Source organism: Roseateles aquatilis (genome assembly GCF_002205645.1).
Classification (GTDB): Bacteria; Pseudomonadota; Gammaproteobacteria; order Burkholderiales; family Burkholderiaceae_C; genus Roseateles; species Roseateles aquatilis.
In genome coordinates, this window is sequence record NZ_NIOF01000025.1 from 1 (window position 1) to 23,155 (window position 23,155).

Below are 23,155 nucleotides of genomic sequence, written 5' to 3' on the forward strand. Positions count from 1 at the left end.
CCACCGAAAAACGACTCCGTCTCACGACTTCTCCTTCGCCCCTTGCCGGGGCCGAATCGCCGAAAGACTAACGCTCAGAGCGTCTCGATTTATTCAATGCAGATCAGGGCGCGGAGCCCGTGATAGGTCATGCGGGTCAGTGACCTAGTGTCACCTTTTGGGAAGCCAAGGTAATAGCCGTTATACGACGCCCGCGGCGGGCCGCATTATGACGCAGCGGACCGCGGCCCGGCGCAAGCATGCTTTCGGGCCGCCTGCTTCGGAGCTTCGCCCGTCGGCCTCCGGTCCCGCCGCCGCTCAGTCCCAGGCCGGCGCGAAGTCCGGACTGGCAAGCCGCTCGCCGCGGTCCAGCGTGGCGATGCGGGCCATGTCCTGATCGCTCAGGCGCAGCGTCAACGCACCGAGGTTGGCCTGCTGGTTGGCCGGCTTCGTCGAGGACGGGATCACCGCGAAGCCTTGCTGCAGCAACCAGGCCAGCGAGACCTGCGCCGGTGTCGTGCCGTGGCCGGCCGCGATGTCGAGCAGCACCGGATCGCTCATGACCTTGCCGTAGGCCAGCGGCATGTAGGCCGTCAGGTGCAGGCCCTGCGCGCGGGCGAAGTCGACGACGGCGCGGTTCTGCAGGAACGGATGGATCTCGACCTGGTTCGTGGCCAGTTCGCCGACGCCGACATGCGCGATCGCCTCGCGCATCTGCGCCACGGTGAAGTTGGACAGGCCGATGGCGCGGGTCAGGCCCTGGCGTTTCGCTTCCCGGAGCGCGTCGAGCGTCTCCGTCAGCGGTACCGCGCCGCCGGGCGACGGCCAGTGGATCAACGTCAGGTCGACGGCGTCCAGGCGCAGCTTGGTCAGGCTCTCGCGCAGGCTGGGGATCAGGCGGTCGCCGGCCAGGTGCTCGGTCCAGATCTTGGTCGTGACGAACAGCTCGGCGCGCGGCACGCCGCTCTCGGCGATCGCCTGGCCGACCTCGGCCTCATTGCCGTAGATCTGCGCGGTGTCGATGTGCCGATAGCCCAGCGACAAGCCGCCACGCACGGCGTCGATGACGGTCTGGCCCGTCAGGCGGAAGGTGCCCAGGCCCAGCGGCGGCATGGGAATCGAGGTGGCGTTGGCGTTGATGGCGGTGTTGCTCATGGTGGCTCCTGATGCGAGGAAGAAGAGGACTGCGAGAAATGAGAGGAAAGAGAGAACGGCGATGACCGTGCGGGATCCGGTGGCTGGCGCGCGGCGTTCAATGGCCGACGGCGATGGGATCGGCGCCGGCCGGACGCGCCGGCAGCGGGCAGCGCCGATCGAGGCGCCCGGCCAGCACGGTCAACGCGAACGCACCGAGCACCACCACCCCGCCGATCCAGGGCGTGTGGATCAGGCCCATGCGTTCGACGATCAGCCCGCCGCCCCAGGCCCCGGCCGCGATGCCGAGGTTGAACGCGGCAATGTTCAGGCCCGACGCGACGTCGACGGCCTTGGGCGCATGAGCCTCGGCCTGCTGGACCACGTAGACCTGCAGCCCCGGCACATTGCCGAACGCGAACGCGCCCCAGGCCAGCACCGTCAGCACCGCGGCGATGGGCGAATGCGCGGTGATGCTCAGCACGAACAGCACCGCCGCCAGGCCCAGGAAGATCAGCTTCAGCGCGCCCACCGGGCCGCGCTTGTCGGCAAGCTTGCCGCCCCAGACATTGCCGACCGCGACCGACACGCCGTACACGAGCAGCACCAGGCTGACCGCGTTGGCGCCGATGCCGCTGACCTGCTGAAGGATGGGTGCGAGGTAGGTGAAGGCGGTGAACGACCCGCCGTAGCCGACGGCGGTCATCGCATAGACCAGCAGCAGGCGCGGCTGGCGCAGCGGCTCCAGCTGATGCAGCAGACTCGCCGGAGCGGGCTGGGCCAGCTTGCGGGGAACGAAGACCAGGCTCGCGACGAAGGCGATCAGGCCCAGCGCGGCGACGGCCAGGAAGGTGGCGCGCCAGCCGAAGTGCTGGCCGACGAAGGTGCCCAGCGGCACGCCGGTGACGAGCGCGACGGTCAGGCCGGAGAACATCGTCGCGATCGCGCTGGCCGCCTTCTCTCGGGCGACGAGGCTGGTGGCGATCGTCGAGCCGATCGAGAAGAACACGCCGTGCGCCAGGCCGGTCAGCACGCGCGCCACGACCAGCGTGCCGTAGCCGGGCGCCAGCCAGGCCAGCAGGTTGCCGACGGTGAACACCAGCATCAGCGCCAGCAGCAGGCGCTTGCGCGGCCAGCGGCCAGAAAGCGCCGTCAGCACCGGCGCGCCGACGGCCACGCCCAGCGCGTACAGCGACACCAGCAGGCCCGCCGACGGCAGGCTCACGCCCAGGTCGGCGGCCATGGTCGGGATCAGGCCCACGATGACGAACTCCGTGGTCCCGATGGCGAAGGCGCTGACGGTCAGCGCCCACAAGGCGATCGGCATGATGAGGACTCCTGCAAGGATGAAGACGATGGACGGGAGTGTTCCGGATCGTCGGTTGCAGAAAAAGCCTCGATTGACCAAATTATTTTTGAATCAAACGCAAATATCATGAGAGCCACACGTCACCGCGTCACCGCGTCGGTGCGACGGCGCGGATCGCGCCCCGCACCTCGGCTCGATACCCCCGGCCCACCACCCACCGCCCGCCCCATGAAAAGCTCCCTCGATGAACTTGCCGTGCTCGCCGCCATCGTCGACGCCGGATCGATCAGCGCCGCGGCGGAGCATCTGGGGCAGACCGTCTCCGCCGTCAGCCGCAGCCTGGGCCGCCTGGAGCAGAAGCTGGGCACGACGCTGATGCGGCGATCGACGCGGCGGCTGGAGTTGACCGAGGAGGGGCAGTTCTTCCTCGCGCGGGCACGCAAGGTGCTGGCCGCCGTCGAGGAGGCCGAGGAGCAGCTCGCGCTGCGGCGTGACGAGCCGGCCGGGCGGCTGCGCATCAACGCGGCCTCGCCGTTCATGCTGCATGTGCTGGTGCCGCTGGTGGCGGGCTTCCGCCAGCGCTATCCGCAGATCGAGCTCGAGCTCAACAGCAGCGACCAGATCATCGACCTGCTGGAGCAGCGCACCGACGTCGCGCTGCGCATCGGCACGCTGGCCGACTCGTCGATGCACGCGCGGCCGCTGGGCAGCTTCAAGCTGCGCGTGCTCGCCAGCCCGGCCTACCTCGCCGCGCATGGCCGGCCGACCAAGGTCGAGCAGTTGGCGGCGCACCAGCTGCTCGGCTTCACACAGCCAGAAAGCCTCAACACCTGGCCCCTGCGCTGGACCGGCGGCGAGGGATACCCGATCACGGCGTCGCTGAGCGCGTCCAGTGGCGAGACGCTGCGGCAGCTCGCGCTGGCCGGCCTGGGCCTGGTCGCGCTGTCCGACTTCATGACCGCCACCGACCGCGCCGAGGGCACGCTCGTGCAGGTGCTGGCCCCACATACCGTCGACACCCGCCAACCGGTGCACGCGGTCTACTACCGCAACACCGCGCTGGCGTCGCGGATCAGTTGCTTCCTGGACTATCTGGCCGTGGAAATGGCGACGCTGACCGGTTGATCGGTCGTGGGCGTCCATCCATGAACGGGCCGCCTCCGGCGCGGCCCGGGCGGCACGTCCGGTTCATCGACCACCAGCGGCCCCGACGGCGACCGACGACCGGCCGGTTCCGGATCAACGGTTCAGGTCACCCAGGCACAGGTACTTGCTCTCGACATACTCGTCGATGCCCTGATGCCCGCCTTCGCGGCCCAGCCCCGATTGCTTGACGCCGCCGAACGGCACCTCCGCCGTCGAGATCAACCCGGTGTTGATGCCCACCATGCCGGACTCCAGCCCTTCGGCGACGCGGTAGATGCGGCCGATGTCGCGGCTGTAGAAGTACGCGGCCAGGCCGAACTCGGTGGCGTTGGCCATCGCGATGCCTTCGGCCTCGGTCTGGAAGCGGAACACCGGCGCCACCGGACCGAAGGTTTCCTCACGCGCGCACAGCATCTCGGAGGTCACCTCCGACAGCACCGTCGGCTGGAAGAAGCGGTCGTGCAGGCGCGAGCCGCCGACCAGCACCTTCGCCCCCTTGCCGGTGGCGTCGGCCACGTGCTGCTCGACCTTGGCGATGGCGGCGTCGTCGATCAGCGGCCCCTGCGTCACGCCCGCCTCGAAGCCGTTGCCGACCTTCAGCCCGCCGACCTTCTCCGCCAGCTTGGCGATGAACGCGTCATACACGCCCGCCTGCACGTACAGGCGGTTGGCGCACACGCAGGTCTGGCCGGCGTTGCGGTACTTGCTGGCGATCGCGCCCTCGACCGCGCTGTCCAGGTCCGCGTCGTCGAAGACCAGGAAGGGCGCGTTGCCGCCCAGCTCCAGCGACAGCTTCTTGATCGTGGGCGCGCTTTGCGCCATCAGGATGCGGCCGACCTCGGTGGATCCGGTGAAGGACAGGTGCCGGACCACGGGGCTCTCGCACAGCACCTGGCCGATGGCGACCGAGTGGTCGCCGTCGCCGGTGATCACGTTCAGCACGCCGGCCGGCATGCCGGCGCGCTGCGCGAGTTCGGCCGCGGCCAGCGCCGTCAGCGGCGTCTGCTCGGCCGGCTTGATGACCACCGGGCAGCCCGCCGCCAACGCCGGGGCGACCTTGCGCGTGATCATCGCCAGCGGGAAATTCCACGGCGTGATGGCCGCGCACACGCCCACCGGCTGGCGGATGACCATCGTGCGCTTGGTCGGATCGGTCGTCGGCACCGTCTCGCCGTAGACGCGCTTGCCCTGCTCCGCGAACCACTCGACGAAGCTGGCGCCGTAGACGATCTCCCCGCGCGCCTCCGCCAGGGGCTTGCCCTGCTCGGCCGTGAGGATGCGCGCCAGGTCGTCGGCGTGCTGCACCAGCAGGTGATACCAGCGCATCAGGATCGCGCCCCGCTCCTTGGCCGTCTTGGCGCGCCACGCCGGCCACGCGGCATTGGCGGCGGTGATCGCGGCATCGGCCTCGGAGGCGCCCAGGTTGGCCACATGGGTCAGCACATCGCCGGTGGCGGGGTCGGCGACATCGAAGCGGCTCGCGCCGCCGACCCATTCGCCGTTGATCAGCGCGTCGGTCTTGAGCAGGCTCGGATCCCTGAGCTGGGCGAGCGGGGAGGTCTTGGGGTCCATCGTCGGTTCTCCGGAAGAAGCGGGCGGGCGGCGGTCGAGCGGCGAGCGAGCCGCGCACGCGGGCCCGCCTTCCGATCGCCACGCCACGGTGGATTCAATGCACATGCGCCGGGGCGCCCGCGGGCATCCTAGCCGCGTTGGCGTTAACGCCACGTCGTCGAGGGCGGCGCATCCGCGCACGACCGGGCGCCTGGAAGCGCGCTCCTATAATCGAAAGCTTCGCGAAATCAAGCGGTTGGCGTGCGCATCTGCGCCCTTCGACCGGCAAGCGGCAGACCCGCGCTCGCGCACGAATCCGCCCGCCAAGGGCACCCCGCACCGCCAGGCCGCATCAGGCGCATCAAGCAAGAGGACAGGCATGAAAGCCGCTGAGATCCGCAACACCTTCCTGAAGTTCTTCGAGTCCAAGGGCCACCAGATCGTCGCCTCGAGCCCGGTCGTGCCCGGCGACGACCCGACGCTGCTGTTCACCAACGCCGGCATGAACCAGTTCAAGGACGTGTTCCTCGGCTACGACAAGCGCGCCTACTCCCGCGCCACCACCGCGCAGAAGTGCATCCGCGCCGGCGGCAAGCACAACGACCTGGACAACGTCGGCTACACCGCCCGCCATCACACCTTCTTCGAGATGCTGGGCAACTTCAGCTTCGGCGACTACTTCAAGAAGGACGCGATCGGCTACGCCTGGGAGCTGCTGACCGAGCACTTCAAGCTGCCGGCCGAGAAGCTGTGGGTCACCGTCTATTCCGAGGACGACGAGGCCTACGAGATCTGGAACAAGCAGGTCGGCGTGCCCGCCGAGCGCATCGTGCGCATCGGCGACAACAAGGGCGGCCGCTACATGTCCGACAACTTCTGGATGATGGGCGACACCGGCCCCTGCGGCCCCTGCACCGAGATCTTCTACGACCACGGCCCCGACGTGGCCGGCGGCCCGCCCGGAAGCCCGAACGAGGACGGCGACCGTTACATCGAGATCTGGAACAACGTCTTCATGCAGTTCAACCGCACCGAGGACGGTGTGATGCACAAGCTGCCCAAGCCCAGCGTGGACACCGGCATGGGCCTGGAGCGCCTGACCGCGGTGCTGCAGCATGTGCACTCGAACTACGAGATCGACCTGTTCGTGAACCTGCTGGCCGCGGCCAAGCAGGCCGTCGACACGGCCACCCCGGCCGGCGGCGACTGCGACAAGGACAGCCCGTCGCTGAAGGTCATCGCCGACCACATCCGCGCCTGCGCCTTCACCGTCGTCGACGGCGTGATCCCGGGCAACGCCGGCCGCGGCTACGTGCTGCGCCGCATCGCCCGCCGCGCCATCCGCCACGGCTACAAGCTGGGCGCGCGCACGCCGTTCTTCCACAAGCTGGTCGCCGCGCTGGCCAGGGAAATGGGCGACGCCTATCCCGAGCTGCGCCGCGATGAGGCCCGCGTCACCGAGGTCCTCAAGCAGGAAGAAGAGCGCTTCTTCAAGACCATCGCCACCGGCATGGAGCTGCTGGAATCGGCGCTGGCCGGCGGCGCGACACAGGTCGACGGCGAGACCGCCTTCAAGCTGCACGACACCTACGGCTTCCCGGTCGACCTGACCGCCGACGTCTGCCGCGAGCGCGGCGTGACCGTCGACGAGGCCGGCTTCAACCGCCTGCTCGGCGAGCAGAAGGACCGCGGCCGTCAGGCCGGCAAGTTCAAGATGGCGCAGGGCCTGGCGTACGAAGGCGCCGCGACCGCTTTCCACGGCTACGACCAGCTGCTGCGCGAGGACGCCAAGGTCGTCGCGCTGTACGTCGACGGCAGCGCCGTGCAGAGCGCCGACGCGGGCGACGACGTCGTGGTGGTGCTGGACCACACGCCGTTCTACGCCGAGAGCGGCGGCCAGGTCGGCGACGCCGGCGAGCTGCGCAACGCGACCACCCGCGTGGTCGTGGACGACACGCTCAAGATCCAGGCCGACGTGTTCGGCCACCACGCGCAGGTCGCCGAGGGCACGATCAAGGTCGGCGACGCGTTCACCGCCCGCGTCGACGCCGAGCGCCGCGCCCGCACCGTCCGCAACCACAGCGCGACCCACCTGATGCACAAGGCCCTGCGCGAAGTGCTGGGCGCCCACGTGCAGCAGAAGGGCTCGCTGGTCAACGCCGAGCGCACCCGGTTCGACTTCGCGCACACCGCGCCGATGACCGCCGACGAGATCCGCAAGGTCGAGGCCATCGTCAACGCCGAGATCCTGGCCAACGCCGACGCGCAGGCCCAGGTCATGGCGCTGGACGACGCGCAGAAGAGCGGCGCGATGATGCTGTTCGGCGAGAAGTACGGCGACACGGTCCGCGTGCTGAGCATCGGCTCGTCCAAGGAACTGTGCGGCGGCACCCACGTGCGGCGCACCGGCGACATCGGCCTGTTCAAGATCGTCGCGGAGAGCGGCGTGGCCGCCGGCATCCGCCGCGTCGAGGCCGTCACCGGCGAGAACGCCCTGCACTACCTGCAGTCGCTGGAATCGACGCTGACCGCCGTGGCCGGCACGTTGAAGGCCGCGCCGTCGGAAGTCGAGCTGCGCGTGCAGGCCGTGCTGGACCAGGTCCGCGCGCTGGAGAAGGACCTGGCCGCCGCCAAGAGCAAGCTGGCCTCGGCGCAAGGCGACGAGCTGCTGTCGCAGGCCGTCGACGTCAAGGGCCTGAAGGTCCTGGCCGCGACGCTGGTCGGCGCCGACGCGAAGACGCTGCGCGAGACGATGGACAAGCTCAAGGACAAGCTCAAGACCGCCGCCATCGTGCTGGCGGCCGTGGACGGCGACAAGGTCCAGCTGGCGGCCGGCGTGACGGCGGACAGCATCGGCAAGGTCAAGGCCGGCGAGCTGGTCAACTTCGTGGCGCAGCAGGTCGGCGGCAAGGGCGGCGGCAAGCCGGACCTGGCGATGGCCGGCGGCACCGACGCGAAGGGCCTGCCCGCCGCGCTGGCGAGCGTGCAGGCGTGGGTCGGCGAACGGATCTGATCGATGCCGTCGAGCCGACATGTCGGCTCGGCATGATGTGCGGCGGGGACCGCCGATTGCCCCACGCCGGCCACGGTCCCGACCGTCGGCCGGCCGGGGCGGCGCCGGCCCCTCGCCCGCGGACGAGTTTTTCTTCAAGGGCCCCGGTCGGGCCCTTGTTGCTTGGATGAACTGGAGTAACGAATGAACGACACCCCGATGGCCGATGACGACATGGGCGCGACGCTGGACGTCGAGAACGCGCAGCGCCTGGGCGCGCTGCTGGCCGTGCTGGCCGGCGCCGCCGACGAGGACGCGCCCGCGATCACGCTGGACACGCTGGACGGCTACCTGACCGCGCTGCGCACGGGTCCGTCGGACGCCGCGCCCGCGCAGGCGATGGACGCGCTCTTCGGCGAGGACTGGCCGTCGGCGCTCGACGAGCAGGACGACACCGATGCCTTCCTGGAAGCGCTGCACCTGCGCTGGAACGAGATCGGCGACAGCCTCGACCCGCAACCGCTGCTGGAATCCCCGGAGCAGATGCACCTGACACCGCTGATCTCCGAGTTCGACGAAGAGACCAAGGCCGAGCTGCTGGCACAAGGCGCGCTGACCGCCGAGTTGCTGGAGCGCCTGCCCGCGCCGGGCGTCATGTGGGCGCAGGGTTTCCTGCAGGCCGTGGACGATTCGAACGACTGGACGCTGCCTGACGGCGACGGCGCCGAGGACCTGAAGGCGATGCTGGAGGCCATCGAGGCGGTGACGCTGGACGAAGGCTCGACGCCGCGCGACGAGTACATCCGCGAAGCCTACGAGGAGCCGGAAGGCATCGACCAGAACGCGCTGATCGACGACATGCTGTTCACCGTGCAAGACCTGCGCCTGTTCTGGATGCAGCAGCGCGCGCTGAAGGAAGCGATCGCCGGCCTGTCGGCTCCCGACGCGACGCATTGATCGACCGTGTCGTCACGGCGGCGCGACTTCCACGACAAGGGCGACCCGAAGGGTCGCCCTTGTTCGTTCGGGGCCGCGCATGCGCTGCCCGCCTCCGAGGCTACGCCCTCAGGGAATCAGAACCCTGAGATCGGGGATCGGGGATCGGGGACCGGAGATCGGGGACCGGAGATCGGAGATCGGGGACTGGAGACCGGGGATCAGAGGATCAGAGGATCAGAGGATCAGAGGATCAGAGGATCAGAGGATCAGGGGATCAGGGGATCGGGAGATCGAGGGGCCAGGGGCTCGGCCTCAGAGCCGGCCCTTGCAGTTCGGCGCGCCGCAGCGGCAGCGCAATCGGCCTTCATGGTGGCTCTCGCCGTAGTCGGCGACGATTTCCTCGCCGGTGTCGATGTCTCGCATCGCGTAGAACTCGGCGCGCCCCTGGCGGATGCGCAGCACCGCGTTCGGCGAGCAGCTGTGGTTGACATGGCGCAGCGCGCAGTCGGACTTGGTCGCGTCGATCGCGGTCTTGTTGCTCACCTCGACGACGTGGATGCGGCGCCGGCCTTCGATGCGGCGACGGGCCTCGCGCACCGGCACGACCTCGCCACGCATCTCGCCGATCTTGCGTCGGGCCGGGATGGCCTCGTCGGCGAACACGCCCAGGCCGTCGATCGGGCTCGGTCCCACGGACAAGGCAAAACGTTCCGCGGGCTGCGGCTGCCCCTTGGTCGCCGAGGCTGCCACTGAACCCGTCGCCCGCCCCTCGGCCCGCCGCGCCGGGCCGGCGCTCGGGCCCGCTCCGCGATCGACGGGTTCTGGCAACGACGAAGGAACGGAACTCAGGCGAGGCATGGGCACGAATCGCGGCACACGCCGCGGCGGTATCGGAAACATGCATTGTCGCGCCGTTGCCACTCCCGGCTCTCGGACCGCGCTTGACGCCCGCTCGGGGCGCCCGAGATACTGGTTCGCATGTTCCGCGCCGTTCGCCCCATTCACGTCGTCCTAGGCCTGCCCCTGCCGATGCAATCGATGCATCAGCAGCAGTGCGCATGCCCGGCTGGCCGGCGTCGAACGCGGTAGACGCCCCGAGCAAGGATCCAGGACCCCGGTCCCCCACGATCCCCCTCCCCAGCCTCCCCCGACAAGGCCCGCGCAACCCGCGGGCCTTGTTGCTTTCCGCCCTTGGTCCCCCGTCCCACAAGGAGCTTCCGATGCAGACCCCGACGCCGTCCACCCCAGCACGGTCCGAAGCCGACAGCCTGACCTCGCGCACGAACCCGCCCACGACGATCTCGCCAGCGCTGACCCTGCGCCGCCCGCGGCCCGAGGATGCGCGAGCCTTCGCCGCGCTGCTCGGCCATCCCGAGGTGCAGCCGTGGCTGCTGCAGCTGCCGTTCACGTCCGAGGAATTCTGGCGCGAGCGTTTCGCCAAGACACCCGACGTGCAGTCCGGCGAACTCCAGTTGCTGGCCCTGGATGGCGACCGGCTGGTGGGGTCCGCCAGCCTGCATGCCACGCCGCAGGCGCGGCGCCGGCACGTGATGGCGCTCGGCATGAGCGTGCACCCGGACGCCCAGGGGCGTGGCGTCGGCAGCGCGATGATGGCCGCGCTGCTGCGCCAGGCCGACGACTGGCTCGGCGTGCTGCGCGTCGAGCTGACGGTGTTCGCCGACAACCATCGAGCGATCGGCCTGTACGAACGTTCCGGTTTCGAGACCGAAGGCCGCCTGCGTGCCTATGCGCTGCGCGCGGGCCGCTACGAGGACGTGCTGACGATGGCCCGCTTCCACCCGCGGCCACCCGCGATGGAACGGCCGGCGGGCTGAGGGGCGGCGGGCCCGGTCGCGGCGTCAATCCAGGGGCAACGCGGGCGTCTGCTCCGCGACCCCGCTGACCAGGCGCCACAGGTCGTCGCCGTCCAGCAACGTCAGCATCTGCGGCCCCTTCCCCTTGAGCAGGTGGACCTGCGCCTGTGCGGCCCAGCCGGGCCGGGTGGGACTGGGCTGCAGTTGCTCGGCACCGGCCACGAACACCTGACCGAGTTGCTGCACCGCCACCACCATGCGCTGCCCGGCGCGGGTCTGGCAGACGAGCAATGCCGCGTCGTCCCCGCAGGGCTGATGGAACAGCAACTCGCCCAGGTCCAGCACCGGCAGCATGCGGCCCTCGAAACCCAGCATGCCCCGCACCGCCACGGGCGCTTGCGGCCACGCGGTGATGCGCTGATGCTCCAGCGCCGCGAGCACCTGCACCGCGGGCAGGCCCAACCACTGCTGGTCGACCAGGAAGCTCGCCACGTCCAGCACCTGCGCGCCAATGGGCGGGAGCGGCGCGAACGCAACCTGCGCCGCATCGTCGCCACCGACTTCCAGCCGGGGACCGAGCGGCACCAGCACCAGTGCCGCGAGGTCCGTCGGATCGGGCGGCGTGAGCCGGCGGTACTCGCGGTAGCCACCGGACATCGCGAGCCCGAAGGCCTGCACACGCCCCTCCAGGTCGAGCTCGCCGGTGACGTGGCGATCGGCGGGCAACGACGGCAGATCGACCAGTCCCATCGGCGCACGATCGCCCGGAGACCAGCGCGCATCGCTGCTGGCCACGACCTCGCCGGCGCGCGTCACCAGCAGCGCCACGGCCCCCGCCTGCGCCGGCAAGGCCGCGCGCAGCATCGAACGGAACTGCGGCTCGCCGTCGAACACGATCGCGATGCCGCCCACCAGACCGGCGCCGTCGGGATCAGGTACCCCGGCCGCGTAGACCAGGCATGGCGCGTGGCCGTCCTCACCGTACAGGCCGCAAGGCTGATGCGCGGACACGACGTACTCGCCCGCGTCGCGCAGACCGAGCGCGCCGCCGACCCATTCCCCCTGCAGATGCCGCCCGACGTGATGGACTTGCGCCGGATCGGAAACCGCGACCACGCGACCGGTGTTGTCGAACACCAGCAGCAGCGAATAGACCGTGTACAGCGCGTGAATGCGAGACAGCACGTCCGTCGCCGCTGTCGCGTCGCCGTCCGCCAGCGCGCGTTGCAGGCGCGCGTCGAGCGCCCACCAGCGACAGTCGTTGGCTCGCTCGTAGAGATTGCGGTTGACGATGGAGATCGCCAGCTCCGCCTGGAAGCCGGCCCCATCGAACACGGCGCCCAATGCGCCGTTCTCGAGTTGCGCGATGGCGCGCTCGAACACCTGCCGCAGTTGTTGGCCGGTGCGTTCAACCTCGTTGAGCAACGTGACCGCGAAGCCGCTGCTGCTGCCGTTGCCACCGGCGCCGTCGCCATTGCTTCCATTGCCACCACCACCCGTGCCCCGCGTGGCGACGGCAGGCGACTGGGAGGGCGACTGCGTCCGACTCTTCAGCTTGCCGTTCCACAGCGAGCGGGACAACTCACGCTGAATCCGGCGCGCCTCCTCGGGGATGCTGCGCAGTTCATCGTCGAAAAGCTCTCGGGTATCGACGTGTCGAGCCCGTGTATCCGCCTGCTCCGGGGGCGCGTCGGCGAAGGCGTGCTGCAGCGGCTGCAGCATCTGCGCCGTCCAGCCGGGCCCGAAGTAGCCCTCGTAGCCGCCCGCCGCGGCATTGCAGGACAAGTAATCGCGGCCGGCGAAATCGAGTCGCCAGCCTTGCCCCTCCCCGGCATCGCTCAGCGGCGCGCCAAGGGGGATCTGCCAAGGGTCGGAGGTGAGCAGGACGCGCCCCTCGGCATCCTTCAACACCAGCACCGAGCGCCGCACGCCCGCGCACAGCGCGCGGAACAGCCCGAGCAACTCGTCCTCGAGCTTGAACGACAGACATAGCAGCCCAGGCGCACCGGCCTTGTCGGAGGACGAGGCGTCCAAGGCCGTCACCGCCGCGGCGTAGATCAGGCCGCTGGCGCCACCGAGCAGCGCGGTCGGTCCATGCGCTTCGACGAACGCGCGACCAGGCTCGAAGGCCTCTCGCAGCCGGACGTCATCGACCACCGGCGCGCAGCGCGTCTCGTCGAGCGCCGCCAGGCGGCGCCCATCGGCGGCCAGCAGCACCACCTGGTCATAGACGGAATACTTGGCGACGTAGGCCGCGAAGCGCTGCCGAAGCGCCTGGGCCTGCGCCAGATCGGCGGTGCCGTCGGCATCGGCCTGCAGCAAGGCGCGCAAGGGTCCGTCGCCAGCCAGGAAGCCGACATCGGCCGTGCGCTCGAAGAGGTTGCGGACAAGGATGTCGATCGCGACCTGCGATCGCCCCTGCAGTTGTTGAACCGCGTTGCGCAGTTGCCGCCGCGCCAGGCTGTCGAGCAACCGGCCGGTGAGCGCCTCGAAGGCGGTCCGCGTGTCCGCCATGTCCGTGGCGGCGCCGCTCATCTGCCCGAGCAGCGCCAGGCTGTCCCACGCGCCCTGCAGCCGCACCAGCGGCTCCCGATACTCGTCCAACAGCGGCATGGACGCCAGCAAGGGCGCCACTTCAACGCTGAAGGGCAGACCCTTTCTCCAGACCTTGGTCATTCCCCGATCTCCCGACTTTTCGCGCCCTTGTGAGGCAAGGCGGGGGAGTTTGGCGCCCCGATGTGACCTTGTCAGGCGGACAACTGCTCACTTCTGAGCGTGAACATCAGGGATCGCACAACAATTCACACCAAAGCGCGGGGTTGGTGCAGGGATGTCGCAAGTTGGGGAGAGATGTCGCGCGACGGTGCGTCGCGCGGGGCCGCCGGAAGGCGCAGCCCCGGAGGCGACAGGTTCAGTCGGCCATCGTCAGCGCGGCTTCGGCACCGCGGCGCTGGTTCATCGCGTGAAGCTCGGCGTCGTTGGCGCGGCTTTGCGGTTGGGTCGTGACATCGCCATTGCGCTCGGCGGGGCCTTGCTGGGGGGCGACGGGCGGGCGGCTGGGCTGGCGCTTGCCGGTGATCACCAATCGCGCCAGCTTGACCACCTCGCTGGCCTGCGCCGGCGCCATCGGCACCAGCAGCGCGGCTCCCAGCGCGGCGATGCCGAGCAGATGCAAAGTGGTGTGGTGGGCGTGCACCGGCGGTCGTTGTTGGTTCTTCATGGTCTCCCCGCGCGAATCTGGATCTTAGCGACGATGAAGGAGTATCGAAAGTCAGGCCTCGGCCCGCCACCGGGCGGCGACGAACTGCGCCCTGGAACGCTTGACTTGCGGAATGGTGGGATGGGATTCCCCTCCGGGCACAATGACCGCGATGAGCCATTCCGATCGTCGCGCCGGCCTACCAATGCCCGCCCTGCGCACAGAACGTCTATTGCTGCAGACTTCCACGCCCATGATGGCCGAGGCGGTGATCGAGTACCAGACGCGCAACGCCGACCACTTCGCCCCCTGGGATCCGACCCGACCGCCGGACTATTGGCAACCGGGCCCGACAAGAGAGCGCCTGGCTCAGGAAGCCGCCGCCTTCGAGGCGGGGTCGCTGTGGCGCTACTGGTTCTCGCGGCCGGAGGACCCGGCCCGGCTGGTTGGCCAATGTGCGCTGTCCCAGGTGTCCCGCGGCGTCTTCCAGAGCGCGATGCTCGGCTACAGCCTGGACGCCGAGCAGGTCGGCGGTGGTCTGATGCATGAAGCGCTCGCCGGCGTGATCGCCGAAGTGTTCGGCCCGACGGTGTCGCTGCATCGGCTGCAGGCGTCGGTCCGCCCGGAGAACCACCGCAGCCGGCATGTGCTGGAACGCCTCGGATTCCAGCGCGAGGGTTTCAGCCCTCGTTATCTGTTCATCGACGGCGCATGGCGCGATCACGAGACCTTCGCGCTGATCAACCCGGACTGGGCCGAGCGGCAACCGCCTGCGACTTGACGTGAGCGCCGGTCGCTGTGCCGGGTGTCTTTCCCGCGGGCCCGCGCAGCCCGGCGCCGCGAACCTCGAAACGCACTTGCCGCAGGACGCGGCCCCGGCCGTCGAGCAACGCCAGTTCATGGCGGCCCGGCATCGGCAGCCAGTCCAGCGTCGCGCCGCGACCGATGACGCGGCCATTCAGACGCCAGCTCGCCACGGCGCCATCGTCCAGCCGGCCCTCGTGCGAGAAGCGTAGCCGCTGGGCGGCGGGTGGAATGTCGGGATCCAGCGCATAGATCGCGCCATCGGTCGGATTGCTGAGCGTCGGCGCGTCGGCCGACCGGCGAATGACGGCCTGCTCCGTTCCCGCCAGAAACCATTCACGCCGCTCCGGCTCCTGCTGCCCATCGAAGCGCGTGTCCTGCGCGAGCACACCGACCGGCGGCACCGGCGCCGCGGGTGTCTGGCCGGCGTGCAGCGCCAGCATCACCTCGCGCCACACCGGCGCCGCGCCGCTGACGCCAGAGACCTGCTGCATCGCCTCGCCGCTGGAATTGCCCACCCACACGCCGACGGTGTAGCGGCTGCTCCAGCCGATGCACCAGTTGTCCCGCATGTCCTTGCTGGTCCCCGTCTTGACCGAGGCCGGGAACGGCAAGGCCAGCGCGCTGGACAGCCCGAAGGTCAGCGCCCGCGCGTTGTTGTCGGCGAGGATGTCGCCGACGATGAAGCTCGCCTTCGCATCGGCGACCGCGCGCGATCGCGCCGACCCGGCGATGCCCGGCAAGCGCACCTCGCCATGGCGACCGCCGTTGGCGAGCGCGCGATAGGCGTTGGTCAGCGCCAGCAGCGTGACGTCGGCGCTGCCGAGCGCCAGCGAATGCCCGTAGAAACCACCGGTCTCCGGCAGTTGCAGCCCCAACGCATTGAGCCGCTCGAACACCGCTTCGGGCGTCAGCATCAGCGACAGCCGAACCGCCGGCACGTTCAGGCTGTTGCCGAGCGCCGCCCGGGCGCTGATCCAGCCGCGGTAATGCTTGTCGTAGTTCTGCGGCAGGTACAGCCCCGCCGCGGTGGCCACCTGGGCGGGCGAGTCGTCCAGCAAGCTGGCCGCGGTGATGAGGCGCCGCTCGATCGCGAGCTCGTAGAGGAAGGGTTTGAGCGTCGACCCGGGCTGGCGCCGCGCGAGCACATGGTCGACCTGCGCGGCCTCGGACAACTGGCTGCCGCTGGAGCCGACCCAGACCCGGACCTCCCCGCTGGCGTTGTCCAGGACGAGCACGGCGCCGTCCTCGACCTGCCGGCCGGCCAGCTCCGACAGGTGCCGACGCAGCGTTTGCACTGCGTGACGCTGCCACACGGCGTCGAGCGTGCTGCGCTGCGTCGCGGGCCCGCCCGCCTTCAGCGCGAGCCGCGCATAGTGGGGCGCCCACTGGGGTGCGTCGGCCACGGTCAGCGGCTTGCGCCGCAGCACCGCGCCCACTTCGTCGGCCAGTCCCACGCAAGCCTGGCCCATGGCCTGGAGCACGCCGCACGCGCGGGACGAGATCACGTCCGGTGACGCATTGGGCGCACGCAGCATGGCCGCAAGCATCGCGGATTCCCGGCCATCCAGCCCCCCGGGTCGCTTGCCGAAGAGCACTTGCGAGGCCGCCGGAACACCGATCAACTCGCCGCGCAACGGCACCCGGTTCAGATAACCCTCGAGGATCTGCGCCTTGGTCCAGCGCTTCTCCAGACGCCCCGCGACCCAGGCCTGCCCGAGCTTCTGCCTCAGGCTGCGGCCACCGCGCGCCGCCAGATCCTCATCCAGCAAACCCGCGAGCTGCATCGTGACCGTCGACGCGCCGCGGGTGCGCGTGTTCCACAGGTTGCCCCAGGCGCTGGACGCGACCGCGGACCAGTCAACGCCGCTGTGCTGGTAGAAGCGCTGATCCTCGGACAACAACATCGCTCGCAGCAGCGACGGCGACATCTGCTCCAGCGGCACCCACGGCAACACCCGCCGGTCCGGGTTCATTCGCAGGATTTGCAGCGGCTCGCCACGCCGATCCAGCAACTGCAGGTCCGACACCGGATGCCCGCCCCGCGTCTGCGCGAACGACGGCAGGTCTTCGGCACGCACGACACCCGCCGCCAGCACCAGCCCGAGACCCACGATCTGCACCTGGCGCACACGATCGCGTGCCCATCGCATCGAGCGATGGACACGCGTCGTGGCGCACGCCATCACGGCGCGACCTCCAGGGTAGCGTTCGGCACCTCTCCGAAACGCTCGGGCGAATACATCGCCTCCACCCGCGTCGTCGGCATCTGAAACCGACCGGCGTTGTTCAAGCGGACCGTGTACTCCAGAACATGCCGACCGCGCGGCAGATAGCCGAAGTAAGCGCGCCAGGCCGTGAAGCTGCGCTCGATGAAATCAGGCCAGGCCTGCCCCTCGGCCCGTTCTCCCTGACTTTCGATGGTGCCTTCGACGACCGCGGCGCCGGTGGGCAACGGGTCGCTCAGCACCGCCCACGTCATGTCGGCCGCAGCCTCGATCTCCAGCCGCACGCGCATCACGTCGCCGCGCGACCACTTCGGCGCCGCCTTCTGAGAGATCGCGGTCACCGTCCGCTTGAGCGAGTAGCCTGCATTCAACGGCGCCTTGAGCGGCACCGCCGCCAACGCCTGCACCGTGACCCATGGCTTGCCCTCGCCCGCATGCGTCACGGCGAGGTTGCCGTTCGTGGCGGCGGCCGGCCACGCGAGTTGCAAGGACCCACCGTCGGGCTTGGCCGACCAGTCCAACACCGCGCTGGCGGAGGCGAGCTTCGCCTCGGTCCGCCCCTTCACCGCTTGCGACTCGAAGCGCGCGGAGAACTTCTCCAGCGCGAGCACGCCCCACAGGTTGGCGGTGGTGTTGAACCACGCGCCGCGCTCCTGGCGTGCCAGCGTCCCCACCACGAGGCGCGGCAGATCGTCCTTCCACCCGGCATCGTCGGCGAGCGCGAGGATCGCACGCGCCGCGTTCGAGTCACCGCTGGCCATCAACCACCACCAGCCGTCGGCGTCCTCGTTGACGAACCGCAGCGTCGTCCCTGCGTAGCTCAGCCGTGACCGCAGTTGGTTTTGCGCTGCCGCGATCTGGGCCTCGCGTCCGGGAGCCTGCGTCATCCGCTGATGCAACACCAACCAGTCGATCACGGCGTGTGTGGGCCAACTGGCCAGATGGTTGGCGTCGACGGTGCCGAGCTGCCTCGGCGTGGCTTTGCCGTAACGCGCCAAGGCGGCCAACGCCGCGATGCGACGCGGCTCGTCGTCCGGGCGCGGCGACCAGTGACGACGCTCCAGACGACCCTCGACGAAGGCGGCCAGACCGTCCAGTGCCTTGTTCAACTGGGCCGCGGGCAGCGCGCGCCCCCCCTCCTGCGCGGCCGACAGCAGATGCGCCGTCAGCGCATCGCTGCCCTGCGTGATGGACCGCGACAGCGGGAAGTAGGCAAACAAGCCCTCAGCATCCTGATAGGTCGCCAGTTGTCCCATCAACCCATCCCACGCCGCCGTGTCGTGCAAGGCGAGGTACTTCGAGCTCTGCTGCTCAAGGCAGGTGTACGGGTACTGCTCGAAGTAGCGCCGGATGCCGGGCAACGCGCTGGAAAGTCGCGGCTGCAACCCGATCTGCAGCCCACCGCGCTTGACGCCAGACGTGGGCAACGCATCGACGGGTGGGGCGACAGGGATGGAGAGCGGTGCATCGAGCTGACGCAGCGTCGCCTGCAGCACCCGCAGCGGCACGGCGGGCTCTACCGCCTGCGTCATGCGCATCGCGTCCTTCGCGCCACCGCCACCCTGCTCTTGTGCTTGCGCCTCCCACGCGATGCGTTGCGCACCGTCCGGCACGACGACATCCCAGGCCAGCTCCTGCGCCTGGCCGGCCGCCAGCTTCACGACGCGCGGCTCGGTGGCGAGCGCTTGCTCGCCGGTCCCCGTCGCGGCCCTGCCCGCCAACGTGACCCGAAGATCCATGGCGCGGGTCGTGGCATTTCGCAGCGTCAGCATCGCCTGCACGCGGTCGCCCTCCCGGACCAGCGGAGGCAGGCCGGAGAGCAGTTGCAGATCCTGGCTGACCTTGATGCTGTTCTCGCCGGTGCCGAAGCGCTGCCCCGGCGCGTCGGCGATAGCGACCAGCCGGAAGCGGGTCAACGAATCGTTCAACGGCACTTGCACCAGCGCCTCACCCTGCGCGTTGACCGGCACCAGCGGTTGCCACGTAAGCAAGGTGTCGAACAGCTCGCGCGTCGCGAAGCCGCCGCCGCCGCCCGCCGCGACGGCTTTCCGCCCGTAATGACGCCGCCCGATGATCTCGCTGTGCGCGGTCGCCGTCGTCACGCCCCAGGAGCGCGCCTGGATCATGCCATCCAGCAGTTTCCAGCTCGGGTTGGGCGCCAACGCCAGCAAGCCTTCGTCCACCGCAGCGAACGCGATCTGCGCGTCCGGTACCGGCTTGCCGTCCTGCAGCACGCGGAGCTTCACTTGCGCGCTTTGGCGAATGCCGTACTGCGCTTGCTGCGGCACGACCTCGACCTGAAGGCGATGCCGGGCCTGCCCGATCTCGATCGGCGCCATGCCGAGCTTGAACGAGGGTTTGGACAGATCGACCATCGCCGTCGGCGCCCGATAGTCGCCGGAGGCTCGCCACTCGCGCCACCAGTTGCCCGGTTCGCGCCAACCCCAGGAGAAGAACGAGTACCACGGCACCTCGCGCAGCCGGCCACGCAGGACCATCACGCTGACATAGGCGTTGGGCGTCCAGTCCTTGTCGATCTTCAGTTCGATCCACGGGTCCCGGCCGGAGATGCGACGGACCTCACTGTGCAACACACCCTCGCGCTCGACCGAGATCAACGCGGTGGCATCCCGATATGGCATGCGGACCTGGAAACGCGCGGTCTCTCCCGGCTCGTAGCGACGACGCTCGGGGATCACGTCGATGCGATCGTCGTTGTCCTGCGAAAACCAGAGCTCTCCGGCCCGCGTAACCCACAAGGACCGTGCTGCCTTCGCCGTGCGTCCGCCCGCGTCCGATGCCGCGCCGATCAGCTCGATCTGCCCGCTTTGGCTGAGCTTGATCTCGCAGCGCATGATGCCGAGCGCATCGGTCTTTCCGCTGCAAAGCTCGCCCAGGTCCTTCTGCTGACGCTGGTGCTCGTAGCCGTAGAAGCCACCCACCAACCGCTTGCGCGTGCTCAAGGTCTGGATCTGCCGCCCCCCGATCGACACCGTTCGACCTGCAACGGGCTTGCCGTTGGTGTCGAGCGCGATGGCCTGTACCTGCAACGATTGGCCGTTCGACACCCACGTCGCGGCGCGCAGGCCGATCACGACGTCCGCCGGCCAGACCATTTGCGAGCTGGCGCGCGTATGCGTCTGCCCATCCGGATCCCGGTAGTTCAGCTCGACGCGTAGCTCCGAGGGCCGGTCGACGCCACCCTTGAGCGGCACCTTGAACTGCGCTGCCCCCTTGGCGTCGGTTTGAATCGACAGCTTGTCGAGCAACAGTCGATTGCCACCCGGCGCGCCGCCCGAGGTCTCGCCGTCCCCTTCCGGACCGGCTTCGCTTTCGTTGCCCGCGTCCGCGGCTTGCGCGGAGGGGGGCTCGAACGCGTAGTCGTCATACCCCGGGAAAGTGGCCCAGCGCGACTGCAGCATGGCGCTCACCTGAATGGGCGACTTGGCCATGGGTCCACCCGCCATGTAGTTGAGCTGCGCGCCCCAGCCCTGCTCCTTGACACCCACTTGCGCGCCCGCGGGCGGCAACAGCCGAGCATCGACCAAGGGGACGCGGAACTCCTCTACGCGCACGCTGCCGCTATCCCAGGTCTTCTGCGCGTCGTTCGACACGTTGCTGCGTTCCAGGATCAGGCGGTAGCGCCCCAGCTTGGCGTTGGCGGGTACCTTCCATGTAGAAAGCGCGTACCGGGAACCCTGCCAGCGAAGATCGACGGACGCGATGTCCTCTCCGGTGCCCTCGAAGACGATTCGCAACTTGTCCGGCAGTTGCTCCGATGTCGCGTCGCTCAGCCCCTGTACCGTCTCGAAGCGGAAGAAGTGCTTCATCGACAGCATCTCGCCAGCGCGCAGCAACGGCCGATCCGTGACCGTGTGGGCTCGTGCCTGCCGCTCGCCCCCCCATGAGATCGGTACATTGAACCGCCAGGGTTCGATGCCGCGGCTCCAGCCGCTGAACATGAACGACATGTCCGACGGCCTGCCAGGTTGCTCCGCCCGCGCGGTGATGAAGAGACCGGCCTCCGCGATGCACTTGCCACCGCGATCGCGTTCCAGATTGGCTCGATCGATGCGAGCCAGGCCTTGAGCGTCGGTGCGACCGCTCCACAGGCGCCCCCCCTTGCAGTCGTACACGGACACGGAGGCGCCCGCGACCGGCTGACCCTTGTCCAAGGTGGTCACCCAGACCAGGCTGTTGTCCTGACCCAGCTTGAAGTGCAGTCCCAGGTTGGTGACCAGCGCACCGGTACGGACATACATCGGTTGAATCGGCTCGAGCAGGGACTGTCCGAGTTGCGGCGACTTCAGCTCGAGGATGTGATAACCCGGTTGTGCAAGCGGCACACCGATGACATCGATCGCCTTGTCGGGATTCGGTGGCGGCACCGTCATCGAGCTGAGCCCGGACTCGCCCCTCAAAAGTTCGAGCTTTCGCGCCTCCCATTCGTTCTGCCCGTACATGCGGCCATACCAGCGCAGGATGTCGATGTCATCGGTGATGCGCTTGATGCGCAGATGTCCGCCCGCCTTGGGCTGCAGATCTGCCTGCACATGACGCATGCTCAGCGGCACCAGGCTGGGCCCATTGGCTTCCCATTCCACGATACCGAAGGGAGCAGCCGCGAACTTCGCAAGCGGAGGCGCCCCCCCGGTGCGTACCTTCATGGGGAAGCTGGCGGCATTCGACAGCGCTCGACCGCTGAGGTCTTTCACCCCTGAGGGCAACTCAACGATGTACTCCTTCAACTCCGCCAACGGCACCGGGAACTTCACGGTCGTCAGCGAAGGCGAGTTGCCGGCTTGATCCTCCTCGGGCGCAGTCGCAATGGGGGCGATGCTTTGACCGTCCGGCCCTTTGAGCCTCACCTTCAGCGCAACGTCGCGAGGGATGGGCTCCGAGAATGAAATGTTGAGCGGCCGAATCGGCAGACATGGCGCATTGGCGCGCTCACGCTCACAGGAGAATTCCGCCGTTAGCGGCGGCCGAACAGAAAAGCGCAGGCGACGCTCGCCACGGGTGCGAACCGAATCGTCCGCTCCGGCAGCAATCCCTGGGCCCCACACAACTGCAGCATCAGCGCCTGCGGGGAGCGGTCGTTGGCATCCCATGAGAATCCAACTCTGCTTGAGCGCGCTCTCCATCTTCAGCGCCCGGAGCAAGGCGTCACGCTCTGCATCGGGATACAGCACCGACGGAATGCGCTCGCCGACCGCCTGGGACTCGCACCAAACATTCGACGCGATCGTGGCAGCCTTGGCTGCGCCGGAGAGCTGAAGGAGGAAGCGCTGGTCTTCCTCTATTCGGCTACCTTCCCACGGCCGGATCTGCCGAATGGTCGGGGCCGCGAGTTGGAAAGCGTATTCGCGACGACCTGTCCAATTCGGACTTGCGTTTGGCGCGGTTGGCCGGAAGTCTTCCTTGACGCTTACCTTGCATTTTGCGCCGGCAGGCAGTGGCTGCGAGAAATCGAAGATCCATTCGCGATCGTTGCTCCAGCGACCTTTGCCGTGAACTTCCACCGCGCCACACCGCACCTGCACAGGGTCTGGCAGGCGGGGATCACCCAGCGCGGAGACGCTGGCCCCAAATCGCACGACGATGTTCTGAAGGCCGGCCACCTCTCCTTGGGGCGCCACATGAACGATCTCAATCGCTGAGGCCTGAGCTGCCAGCGTCACCATCGCTGCCAGTCCGCACGACCGTAAGACAGATCTCGCGCGCAACTCTGCTGATCGAAACATGTGCCTCCCGCAATGTCGAATCGAGGAGGTCAGTCTATTTCTCAGCTGGGATAAAAACCAGTCCCAACAAAAAGTCGCCAAACTACCGGTGGAAGTAGGCTGCCAACCGAGCATGTGCTCGTGGACTTCTTGTGCTGGCGCAATTCACCCTTTTTGCGGCAGATCAATCAGACGCCGAGAAATACTGAGGCCCCAGAATTCAGCCCCCCAAAGGCGAAACCCCTCGATCATTGCTGACCGAGGGGTTTGGCGGGAAATTAGCCTGACGATGACCTACTTTCACACGGGAGTCCGCACTATCATCGGCGCTGAGTCG

The 23,155-nt window shown here is 68.8% G+C and carries 13 protein-coding genes; 5 read left to right on the top strand and 8 right to left on the bottom strand.

Annotated features, from left to right (window positions below):
• Positions 1-297 precede the first annotated feature (297 nt).
• The gene (gene dkgB / locus CDN99_RS27275) at positions 298-1,134 is read right to left on the bottom strand and encodes a 2,5-didehydrogluconate reductase DkgB (RefSeq protein ID WP_193531755.1); all 837 of its coding nucleotides are present in this window, start codon (positions 1,132-1,134) and stop codon (positions 298-300) included.
• Positions 1,135-1,231: 97 nt separating this feature from the next.
• The gene (locus CDN99_RS27280) at positions 1,232-2,440 is read right to left on the bottom strand and encodes an MFS transporter (protein ID WP_088388730.1); all 1,209 of its coding nucleotides are present in this window, start codon (positions 2,438-2,440) and stop codon (positions 1,232-1,234) included.
• Positions 2,441-2,650: 210 nt separating this feature from the next.
• Between CDN99_RS27280 and CDN99_RS27285 the strand changes: the two genes are divergently transcribed.
• A complete protein-coding gene (locus CDN99_RS27285) occupies positions 2,651-3,547 on the top strand; it encodes a LysR substrate-binding domain-containing protein (protein ID WP_088388732.1) in 897 nt (298 codons plus the stop codon).
• Positions 3,548-3,661: 114 nt separating this feature from the next.
• Here the strand turns inward: CDN99_RS27285 and CDN99_RS27290 are convergent, their stop codons facing one another.
• A complete protein-coding gene (locus tag CDN99_RS27290; RefSeq protein ID WP_088388734.1) occupies positions 3,662-5,140 on the bottom strand; it encodes an NAD-dependent succinate-semialdehyde dehydrogenase in 1,479 nt (492 codons plus the stop codon).
• A 358-nt stretch (positions 5,141-5,498) separates the two neighbouring features.
• Here CDN99_RS27290 and alaS point away from each other — a divergent pair, with 358 nt between their 5' ends.
• Together alaS and CDN99_RS27300 are read left to right on the top strand one after the other, a co-directional pair.
• Positions 5,499-8,132 carry an alanine--tRNA ligase gene (gene alaS, locus CDN99_RS27295; protein WP_088388736.1) on the top strand — a complete coding sequence of 878 codons (2,634 nt, stop codon included), beginning with the start codon at positions 5,499-5,501 and terminating at the stop codon, positions 8,130-8,132.
• Between the two features lie 183 nt (positions 8,133-8,315).
• Complete coding sequence (locus CDN99_RS27300) at positions 8,316-9,068, top strand: UPF0149 family protein (protein WP_088388738.1); 753 nt, start codon at positions 8,316-8,318, stop codon at positions 9,066-9,068.
• Positions 9,069-9,362: 294 nt separating this feature from the next.
• On the opposite strand, the gene CDN99_RS27305 is transcribed toward CDN99_RS27300, so the two are convergent.
• Positions 9,363-9,743 (bottom strand): SET domain-containing protein, encoded by a 381-nt coding sequence (locus CDN99_RS27305; protein ID WP_238139737.1) that lies wholly within the window; start codon positions 9,741-9,743, stop codon positions 9,363-9,365.
• 527 nt (positions 9,744-10,270) lie between these two features.
• On the opposite strand from CDN99_RS27305, the gene CDN99_RS27310 reads away from it, so the two are divergent.
• Complete coding sequence (locus tag CDN99_RS27310; protein WP_088388742.1) at positions 10,271-10,885, top strand: GNAT family N-acetyltransferase; 615 nt, start codon at positions 10,271-10,273, stop codon at positions 10,883-10,885.
• A gap of 24 nt (positions 10,886-10,909) precedes the next feature.
• On the opposite strand, the gene CDN99_RS27315 is transcribed toward CDN99_RS27310, so the two are convergent.
• On the bottom strand, positions 10,910-13,540 hold the full coding sequence (locus CDN99_RS27315; RefSeq protein WP_088388744.1) for a chemotaxis protein CheW: 2,631 nt from the start codon (positions 13,538-13,540) through the stop codon (positions 10,910-10,912).
• Between the two features lie 235 nt (positions 13,541-13,775).
• A complete protein-coding gene (locus CDN99_RS27320; protein ID WP_141101019.1) occupies positions 13,776-14,084 on the bottom strand; it encodes a hypothetical protein in 309 nt (102 codons plus the stop codon).
• Positions 14,085-14,295: 211 nt separating this feature from the next.
• Here CDN99_RS27320 and CDN99_RS27325 point away from each other — a divergent pair, with 211 nt between their 5' ends.
• Complete coding sequence (locus tag CDN99_RS27325; protein WP_158218981.1) at positions 14,296-14,844, top strand: GNAT family N-acetyltransferase; 549 nt, start codon at positions 14,296-14,298, stop codon at positions 14,842-14,844.
• On the opposite strand, the gene pbpC is transcribed toward CDN99_RS27325, so the two are convergent.
• Positions 14,804-17,020 (bottom strand): penicillin-binding protein 1C, encoded by a 2,217-nt coding sequence (gene pbpC, locus CDN99_RS27330; RefSeq protein WP_088388754.1) that lies wholly within the window; start codon positions 17,018-17,020, stop codon positions 14,804-14,806. The genes CDN99_RS27325 and pbpC overlap by 41 nt on opposite strands.
• A 32-nt stretch (positions 17,021-17,052) precedes the next feature.
• Positions 17,053-22,779, bottom strand: a complete 5,727-nt coding sequence (locus CDN99_RS27335) for an Ig-like domain-containing alpha-2-macroglobulin family protein (RefSeq protein ID WP_158218982.1) — start codon at positions 22,777-22,779, stop codon at positions 17,053-17,055.
• Positions 22,780-23,155 lie beyond the last annotated feature (376 nt).